General features: G+C 62.0%; 7 protein-coding genes. 5 read left to right on the top strand and 2 right to left on the bottom strand.

Annotated features, from left to right (window positions below; translation table 11 throughout):
* A partial coding sequence (locus tag LJE63_17015) for an aspartate aminotransferase family protein (protein ID MCG6908307.1) occupies nt 1–447 on the top strand: 447 nt, incomplete at its 5' end.
* 276 nt (nt 448–723) lie between these two features.
* Here the strand turns inward: LJE63_17015 and LJE63_17010 are convergent.
* A complete protein-coding gene (locus LJE63_17010; protein MCG6908306.1) occupies nt 724–2,055 on the bottom strand; it encodes an outer membrane protein transport protein in 1,332 nt (443 codons plus the stop codon).
* 643 nt (nt 2,056–2,698) lie between these two features.
* Between LJE63_17010 and LJE63_17005 the strand changes: the two genes are divergently transcribed.
* From LJE63_17005 to LJE63_16995, 3 genes are read left to right on the top strand one after another with little or no spacing between them, the layout of a single operon-like run.
* Nucleotides 2,699–3,709, top strand: coding sequence for a hypothetical protein (locus LJE63_17005; protein ID MCG6908305.1), 1,011 nt, complete (start codon nt 2,699–2,701; stop codon nt 3,707–3,709).
* Nucleotides 3,702–4,409: a hypothetical protein gene (locus LJE63_17000; GenBank protein MCG6908304.1), complete on the top strand. Its 708-nt coding sequence runs from the start codon at nt 3,702–3,704 to the stop codon at nt 4,407–4,409. Before LJE63_17005 ends, LJE63_17000 begins: the two co-directional genes overlap by 8 nt.
* Nucleotides 4,410–4,449: 40 nt before the next feature.
* Nucleotides 4,450–5,364, top strand: coding sequence for a YihY/virulence factor BrkB family protein (locus LJE63_16995; protein ID MCG6908303.1), 915 nt, complete (start codon nt 4,450–4,452; stop codon nt 5,362–5,364).
* A 13-nt stretch (nt 5,365–5,377) separates the two neighbouring features.
* Here LJE63_16995 and LJE63_16990 read toward each other — a convergent pair whose 3' ends face one another.
* The gene (locus tag LJE63_16990; protein ID MCG6908302.1) at nt 5,378–6,829 is read right to left on the bottom strand and encodes a GntP family permease; all 1,452 of its coding nucleotides are present in this window, start codon (nt 6,827–6,829) and stop codon (nt 5,378–5,380) included.
* 492 nt (nt 6,830–7,321) lie between these two features.
* Here LJE63_16990 and LJE63_16985 point away from each other — a divergent pair.
* Nucleotides 7,322–9,401, top strand: a 2,080-nt coding sequence (locus LJE63_16985) for a mechanosensitive ion channel (GenBank protein ID MCG6908301.1), incomplete at its 3' end; no start/stop codon positions are given.

The raw sequence follows: 9,401 nt of genomic DNA, 5'->3' as shown, positions 1-9,401 counted from the left end.
CTGGAGTGTTCGCGCGCCGGGGCCTCGGCGGTGGCCCTGTGGGCCACCCAGCGCCTGCTGCCGATGGTGACGGACGGGGAGTTCGCCGCCGGTCTTTCCCGGGGGCGCGCCGCGGCCCTCGATCTCTACGAGCGCCTCCAGGCAGACAAGCGCTTCCGGGCGATTTTAAAGCCCGAGCTGGACATCGTCGTCTGGGCGCCCGCCGGCGGCAGCGCCACCGAAATCTCCGGGCGCACTGCGGCTCTCTTTGCCGCTGCCGCCCGCAAAAACCTGCACCTGGCCACCTTCCGTTACCCGGCCGGGCGGCTGCTGGCGCGCTGGCCAGACGTGCGCTTGAACCAACCCTACGTCACCTGTCTGCGCACCTGCCTGATGAAACCCGAACACCACGACTGGCTGGAGCGCATCTGGGAGATCCTGGATCGCGCGGCCGACGCTGTCCGGTAGCTTTTTCAGCCGCGCGTCGCGCCCTGGCGGACGCCGAAATGCGAAACGGCTTCCGGCGCACGCCGCCGGAAGCCGTTGTCTCATCCATCGCGGACGATGGTTTCGCCCGTATTTAGGTCCTAAAAAAGATGTACCGGTAAAAAGTAAAGAATCAGACAGTTTAGTAAAAACCCCAAGTTCAAGGCGCGCAAATCTCGAAGAGTGAGGCGTACTTATGTACGCCGCAACGACTTCGAGATGCAGCGCAACGCGGAAATTGGGTTTTTTACGGAACTGTCAAAAAAAGCGGTACTGAACGCCGAACGAGGCATTCCAGACGGTCTTGTCGTACTCGATGCCGTTGTTGTCCTTGACTTCGTCGTACATCGCGTAGAGCCCGCCCAGAGTGAAGGACAAATCCGGGATCGGCGTCCACACCAGGCCGCCGGCCACGGAGTTGGCATCCAGCTTCGGTTCTTCCGGTTCGTTGATCTGCTGGTTGTCGGAGACCTTGATCTCGGTGCGCATGTACCCGAGGCTGGCCTTCCATTGGGGGCTGAAGGTGTATTCGGCCGAGAGCGCCAGGTCCCAGCTGTCGCCCTCGTTGTCGTAGGTGTCGATGGTGGCGTATTTCTCGAAGTAGTAGGTGTAGTTGAGGTCAACCTTGAGCTCCGGCAGAAAGCGGTAGGAGGCGCCGAAGCCCAGCGTGGCCGGGATGTCGATCCGGCGGTTGGAGCCGTCGGGGAACCCGATTCCCGCCGCCAAGCTCGACCCGTCGAGCAGCTCGGTGTCGCGGTTGACGTCCATGTTGTAATCCATCTTGGTGTTGGAGATGAAGGTCAGGGCGGTGCTGAACTTGTCGTTGGGGGTGAAATTGACCCCCACGATGCCGGCCCAGCCGTCGGCCTCCTCTTGGAGGTTGAGGCTCAGCGTCTGGCCCGGGTTCCGCTGCACGCCGCCCAAAACCAGCGGGGTGCTGGCGCTGACGGAGGCCTTGCCGTCAAACTCGCGCACCCCGCGGGAATGGCGGGCGCCGACCGCCACCGACCACGCGTCGCTGAGGGCGTAGGAGACCCCTGCCGTGAAGCCGTAAACGGTGCTCTGCTTGACCTCGATTTTGCCGGGGTCGATCTGGTCGTAGAAAAACAGGGAGGGTGCACCCCCCGCGGCCAAGCCCGCATTGTAGGCATTGGCGACTCCCGATGCCAGTTGGATGGTGCGGGCGTTGCCGTCCTTGTAGTTCAATTCCCCGCCGCCGGCCGGGATGGTGAAGGCGAAGAAGCCGGCCCATCTGTTCCGTTTGTAGACCGTGAACAGGCCCGGGATGATGGAAGGCTCGTCCTGGTCCAGGGTGCCGAACCCCGGCACGTCGTTTGAGTAATCCTTGCCGAAGTACATCACGTCCAGCTTGCCGTAAAGCCCGTCCCCCATCTGCATGATGCCGGCCGGGTTGTAGACCGCGATGTCGGCGTAGTCGGTCGCCGCGTTGCGGCCGAGCGTCCGCAGGTAGTCGGCGCTCTGGTTCTGCTTGTTGATGATCCCGCCGGCCGCGGCGGGGCCTGCCGCCAGCAGCGCCGCCAAGGCGACGGCCAGCATCCATCCCAACGGTTTGATGAAACGACCTGCCATTCCGAATCCTCCTTGTTTTAGAATGTGAAACGACATACGGCTAAAATTCCATGGAGCGGTCCGACGCCCTCGCCTGGCGCCGTTCGTCATGAAATTGATCCCCGGTGTGGGTGACCGGTCGCAAGTGCTCATCCTAAAAGTGGGGTCCTCTGGGGTGTCCGGTGGCGACGCGCGCGCATGCGGCAAATCCTGTGCGGCGGTCTTACGTCCTTTCAGGCTTTATAAAACCCGGGCAACCTCTCGGGTTGAGATTGCATAGCGTGACGGGTGCGAAAGCTATAGCAGTTTTTTCGGATTTCGAAAGCTTTTTTTGCTACAGGCAGTGAACCTGTATTTTCACTTGCGACCAAAGTAAGGGAAAGAGCGATATCGCCTTCTATCGGCCCGTGTCGTGAACTTCTTGAAAGTTTTCAGTCCGGGGCGGGGGGCAGGGGGTGGGGGCTTCGGGGCGCAACAGCCCCGGGGATGCGCGGCTTCGAAAATATTCACGTCCGTTCCCCAGGGAAAAAATTGAATCCCGTGCGGATCTATGTTATTTCCCTTTGAAAATATCCATTCAACAGCCTGGCATCGGCTGAGGTCCAACCAAGCCTTTTTGACCCTTGGAAGAAATAATTAAATCTTATGGGAGAGGAGATGACCCATGGGCGGTGAGTTGATCGAAATCGAAAAGAACGCCGGCTACCAGGCGGTGCTGACCTATTTGAAGGATTACACCAAGAAAGTCAGAGAGATCCAGGAAAAATACGCCTTCAGCAACAAGGACATCATGAGCCCGGGCCTTGTGGACAACCCCAAGCTTTCCTCCGATGAACTGGCCGCCTTGGCGGAGTTGAAGCGCAATTTGGACCGTATTATCAATGAGGTCGCCGAGCGCGTGGAGAAACATCGGGTGGCAGCCTATGATGACTACACGCAAAAATATGAATTGAACGCCTATGACCGGTTGCGGGTGAATTCCCTGGTGGGTTCCGTCCAGGACATCAACAAATCCATTCAGAAGATAAAATTCACCGTGGAAAATTTTTCCCGTTGCAACAAATTCATCATCACGGAACTCGATGAGTGCATCGCCCAAGGGGATTTCAACAAAAGCAAGATGTTCGTGTTGGGAAATATCCTGCTGATCTTCGAGCTGGCCAATTACGTGATCAATTTCCTGGAGAATTTCAAGTTGGCGGGGATCGACGATATCCTGCAGCTGTCCCAAAAAGAGATCGGCAAGATAACCGACACCATGCAAGCCCTGCAGAAATTGAAGCTCGATGCCGAGTCCCCGGATGTCGATCCCAAAATCAAAGAGCAGATCATCGCCAACCTCAATGATCGCGAAAAATCGCTGGAATCGTTCAAGGAGGAATGGGACAAGTACACCGCCGGCATCAATGGCGTCCAGTCCAAGGTCGGTTCCCTCAAGGATAAAATCCCCACCTTGAAACTTATCCGCGACAACGCTCAAAACCAGCTGGATTTCTTTGAAATAATGAAAATTTTCGGCATCATGATGGTGGCCGAGGCCGTTCGCAAAAACTTGGATACCCTGGAAATCGTCACCCTGCCGTTGGAAGAGATCGAGTTGATCTCTCTGCCGCCGCACAGGGTGCACGCCCTCATGGGCCTGTCCGAGAAACGGGGCGTCAACCAGATTGGATAAGGAGTTTCCGCCCATCGACCCCAAATACACCCGATATTCCACCGAGCAGCTGGAGGTCATCCTGGCCCATCTCACCGACCCCGATGAACGGGAGGCGGTCAAGCGTGAGTTGGGCCAACGCTATTACCGCCACTATCTCAGCATCATCAAGAAACCCGGCGAGCAGGCCCGGACCGGGGACTCGGCTGCACCCCAGGCCGCCTCCCCGCCTGCCGCTGACGTCGAGGAGGACGCCCTCTCGAAAGACCGGCCGGATCAGACCGCAGCCGAACCCCTCCCGGATGACGAAAGCGCGCAACCCTTAGACGCGCCCCCCGTGGATGAGGATCTTGTCGAGCTTGCCGCAGTGGCGCCCATCAATTTGCCGTCACCGGCACCGCCCCAGGTTGAAGAAACCGATGCCGGCGAGGTTGCGGAAGAGGCCTCGGCCCGGGAAACCAAGCGAAAGTTCTGCTTCATCGCCACCGCCGCCTACGGCTCCCCCCTGGCCCGGGAAGTCGTGCTGCTGAAAACCTTCCGGGACGATCATCTCGCCCCAAGCTTTTGCGGTCGGAAATTCATCCAGGGCTATTACCGCGTCAGCCCCTTTCTGGCGCGGCCCATTGGGCGCAGCAACCTGTTGAAACTGCTGACCCGCTGGCTTCTGACCCCCATCGTTTGGTTCATCAAAAAAAACTTCGGCGGCCCAGGCAGGAGCTGAAGCCCGGATAAATTCAGGCGCAAGCCGAGGCCCGGTTCAGGTGAAAGGCAATTTTCTGCGACTTGGGAAACGCTGGTTCCGGATCGCGTACCGTGCGGGGCAGCTCTGGCTGGATCACGACGCCTTCAGTCACGCCGGTTCGCTGGCCTTTTTCACCCTGTTTTCCCTGGCCCCGACCCTGATCATCGCCGTGGCGGTGATCGGTGTCGTACTGGGCGAAAGCGCCGCCCAGGGCGAGATCGTCGCCCGGCTGGCGGACACCATGGGGGCCGAGGCGGCCCGGGCGATCGAGCAATTGGTGCTCATGTCGCGGATCGAAGCCACCGGCCTGATGCCCAGCGTGCTGGGCATCGGCGCCGTCCTGGTGGGTGCCACCACGGTATTTGCGGAGCTGCGCTGGTCGCTGAACACCATCTGGGGCGTCAGGCCCGACCCGGAACGCAGCGGCCTCTGGCGGATGGCCAAATCGCGGCTGCTGGCCCTGTTGATCGTGCTCTTGATCGGCCTGGGGCTGCTGCTCTACTTCGTCTTCGGCATCGCCCTGGGCGCCGTCGCGCCCCTCATCGACGCCTCGCCCCCGGCCACCGAACTGCTGCTGAGCGGGGGGCGTTGGCTAGCCTCGCTGCTGATCGGGGTGCTGTTTATCGCCGCGCTCTTCAAGGTGCTGCCGGATATCATCGTCTCCTGGGGGGATGTGATGGGCGGGGCGGTCGTCACCGCGCTGATGTTTGCCGTCGGGCGCCACGCCATCGCGGCCTATCTGGCCAACACGGCGACGGCCTCGACCTATGGGGCGGCGGGTGCGGTGGTGATCGTGCTCTTCTGGGTTTACTACTCGGCGCTGATCCTTTTGCTGGGGGCGGCCTTTACCCGTGCCCAGATCGAGGCCCGGGGCAAAACCGTGGCGCCGCGGAGTTCGGCGGTGCGGGTGGTCCAGGAGATCGTGCCGCGCTGATCGGGTCGCCGGCCTAAAACGAACCGAACATCGAGCCCAGGACGATCACGGCCACCAGGGCGATCAGGGCGCCGACGATCCCGACCATCACGATGTCGAAATAGCTCTTGCGGTGGGTGCAGCCGCAGACGGCCAGCAGGGTGACCACCGCGCCGTTGTGTGGCAAGCTGTCCAGGGTGCCCGAGCCGATCACCGCCACCCGGTGCATCAGGGCGGGATCCAGGCCCGTCTCGGCGGAGATCTGCATGAAGGTTTTGCCCAGCGCCTCCAGGGCGATGGTCATCCCGCCCGAGGCCGAGCCGGTCAAGGCGGCCAGCAGGTTGGTGGACACCGCCAGCGACACCAGCGGCCCGCCCTCGATCCCCAGCACCCAATTGCGCACCACTTCAAATGCCGGCATGGCGGCCACCACGGCCCCGAAGCCCACCAGGCTGGCCACGCTCAGGACTGGCAGGGCCGAGGCGTTGGCCCCGGCGTCGACCGTGTCGCGCAGCGCCGGCAGGCGCCGGTAGTTGAAGGCCACCAGGACGAGGATGGCCGAGACCAGGGCCACGATCACCGACCAGACCCCGCTCACCGCCGAAAGCGGGATTCCGCCCCAGCGCGCCTCGGCCAGGAAGCCCGTGTCCATGCGCGGCAGCACCAGCATGGACATGGTGAGGTTGACGAGGATCACCACTACCAGGGGCAGGACGGCCACCAGGACCGTGGGGCCCTGGGGGCTGTGCTGGCCGCGATGGACCTCCACCGGGTCGAAGGCTGCGGCGGTGGTCGCGCGTTCGCGCACCAGCGGGTCCTCGGCGGCGGCATCGGGGTCTACGGCGGTCTCGCCGAAGCCCTCGTCGGCGCGGCGGGCGGCGGCCTCGGCGCGCGCCAGCCACCACAGGCCGAAGCCCAGCATGATGAGAGCCGCGATGATGCCCAATCCGGGGGCGGCGAAGGGGGTGGTACCGAAAAACGGCATGGGGATCGCGTTCTGGATCGCTGGCGTGCCCGGCAAGGCCGACATGGTGAAGGTCGAGGTGCCCAGGGCGATGGCGGCCGGCATCAGGCGGCTGGGGATATCGGCCGCGCGAAACAGGGCCTGGGCCATCGGCCCGATAACGAAGAAGGCGACGAACAGGCTCACACCGCCGTAGGTCACCAGGGCGCCTGCGAGCACCACCGCCAGCATGGCGCGGCGCGCACCGAGCCGTTCGGTCATGAACCGGGCGATGGTCGCCACCGACCCGCTGTCGTCCATGAGCTTGCCGAAGACGGCGCCCAGCAGAAAGAGCGGGAAGAACTGGGCCAGGAACCCGCTCGCCGAGCCCATGAAGGTTTGGGTCCAGTGCGCGAGCAGCGGCTCCCCGGCGGCCAGCGCGGCGATCAGCGCCGCCGCCGGTGCCAGCACCAGAATGCTCCAGCCCCGAAACGACAGCCAGATCAGAACCCCCAACCCGAGTAGAATGCCAAACAGTCCCATAAGTCAAACACCTCCCTGCAGGCTGTCACGGTCGCCTGGCGACCGCAGGTCCAGGTCTTATCTGTGAACTACCAGAAACGCACCGGCCCCCGGGCGGTGAGCGTGGTAAATCGGCCGGCGTTTCGGGCTCTGGCTGAAACTGGATTTTTGTGCGGGCGGAGTATGCCAGGATGAGGAATGGGTGTCAACGGAAGGCAATTCTTCACGGGCGGCGGGTTGCAAGAGCCGGTGTGCGGGCCGGTGAATCCTCGGTTATCCATCAAGCTAACTCTGTGTTGCATTAATCATTTGGAAATACGGGCAATTTTTCAGAAACAACCCTTCTCATCGAAAACACTATAAGTCCGATTTGTTAGGGGGTTGTTGTTGGAGCATTGTGGACATCCAAAATTGAAGTTGCCTTTGCAGTGTGACATAATTACTATACTTTTCCTTTTAAAGCTAAATCGGGTGGTAAGCAGATTCACCGGTTTATCAAGATGTGGAGGACATATGCGGCTGAGCTTGAAAATGGCGGCGATCCCGGTTTGCTGGTTGTTGCTGGCCTGCGCCGCCGGGACGCTTTTGGTCGGCAGGTCGCATGCCGCCGGGCAGGGCATCGACGGCGCTGACACGTCCACCCCTGCCGCCGGGGAACCGACGGTTGAAGTTGAAAAAATCCTCGCCGGCCTCACCGACGAGCAGGTCCGGCGGATGCTGATCGCCGAGCTGCAAAAGGACGCGGCGGGCGCAGCGGCACCCGATCCGCAAGCCCTGACGGGCCCGGCCGCCTTTCTGTCGTCCCTTCTGCGGGCGCTCCACAGCGAGCACGAGACCAACAAGACCCATTTCACTTACCTGTGGTCGCAGATTCCCCGCGTGCTGCCCGACTTGCATCGGGCGCTGGGCACCCTCTGCCCCGAGGAGGCCGCCTACTGCGCCGTGCGCAACCTTTTCTGGGCGCTTTTTTTCATCGGCCTCGCCCTGGTCGCGGAAGTCCTTTTCAGATCGTTTTTCATCCGCACCTACCTCACGGCTTTCCAGGAGCAGAACGCGCCGCAGCTGGGAAACGCGGACAGGCTGCTTGCCGGCCTGGTACGGAGCCTTCCCGACCTCCTGGGACTGGTTTTCTTTTGCGCCGCCGCCTATTTTATGACGATGGTGTTCATCTGGAACGATTCGCCCAATACCCGGCTGTTTTTCTTGGCGATGCTGGTCACCGTGGCGGTCATCAGGCTGCTGGCGATCCTCTCGCGCATCCTTTTCTCTCCAACTGCCCCGGCCTTCCGGATCATGCCCATGGACAGCCGTGTCGCCGTTGCGGCCCATCGCCTGCTGGTGGGCGCCGGCGGCTACATCGTGGCCGCTCTGATGGCCGGCGTGTTGTTTCTGCGGCTTGGGGCAGGGCGCGACTCGGTCTTGCTGCTGCAGGTGTTTTTCGCGACGCTGTTGCTTGCCGCCAGCGCCGTCGCCGTCGTCGTCTCCCGGCGCAGGGTGCGGGACCAGCTCATCGCGTCGGCCGCAGGTAGTGATCAGAACATGCCCTGGGTGCGCAAGCAGTTTGCCGCCGTCTGGCATATCCTGGCAGTGGTCTACCTCTTTCTACTCTGGTTTCTGCTGATCCAAGACCTGGCGGACCCCGACGTCAAAAAAAGCGGGGCCTTCATTCTGAGCTTCTTCGTGGTCCCCATCTGGATGGTGGCGGACCGCCTGGCCGGGTGGGTGGTCAAAAACACCCTGAGCACCCTCAAAATCCACCAGGAGACCTATGCCGACAAGGCCGAGCCGACCCCCGAGGTCCTCGAACAGCGCCGCAAAGGCCGGGAGCTGTATCACAAAATCAGCCGCCTGGCGCGCGTGGTTGTGGTCGCCGCCCTGGCCGTCTGGCTGGCCCACCTCTGGCACATCACCATCCCGCTGGTCTCCAGTCTCGCCGGCGTGCTGCTGGACGCCCTGATCATTCTGACCCTGGCCCTGTTCTTGTGGCAGTTCATCAGCTCCTGGATCGAGCGCAAAATCCGGGAATCCACCCCCGAGGACCAGGAGGAGGACAAGGAGGAGGAGGAGTGGGGCGGGGCGGCTACCCGCAGCCGCGCCTTCACCCTGCTGCCGATGATCCGCAAGTTTGTCGGCACGGTCCTGGTGGTCATGGTCACCATGACGATCCTCTCCTCCATGGGCGTCAATATCGGGCCTCTGTTGGCCGGTGCCGGCGTCATCGGCCTGGCCATCGGCTTCGGGGCCCAGAAACTGGTGGCCGATGTCTTTTCCGGGTTTTTCTACCTCATGGACGACGCCTTCCGGGTGGGCGAGTACATCACCGCCGGGGCGGTCTCCGGCACGGTGGAGACCATCACCCTGCGCAACGTCATGCTGCGGCATCACCGCGGCATGTTGATGATCGTGCCCCACAGTGAACTCGGGGCGATCACCAACTTCATGCGTGGCGGGATCATCGTCAAATTCAACCTGGACTTTCCCTACGACGCCGACATCGATCAGATCCGCAAGATCATCAAGAAGGTCGGTAAAAAGATGCTCGAAAACGAGGAGTTCGGCCAGGATTTCATCCGGCCGCTGAAATCCCAGGGGG

Source organism: Desulfobacteraceae bacterium (genome assembly GCA_022340425.1).
Classification (GTDB): Bacteria; Desulfobacterota; Desulfobacteria; order Desulfobacterales; family JAABRJ01; genus JAABRJ01.
Note: the sequence above shows the minus strand (reverse complement) of the source record. Positions and strands in the feature narration are given on the sequence as shown.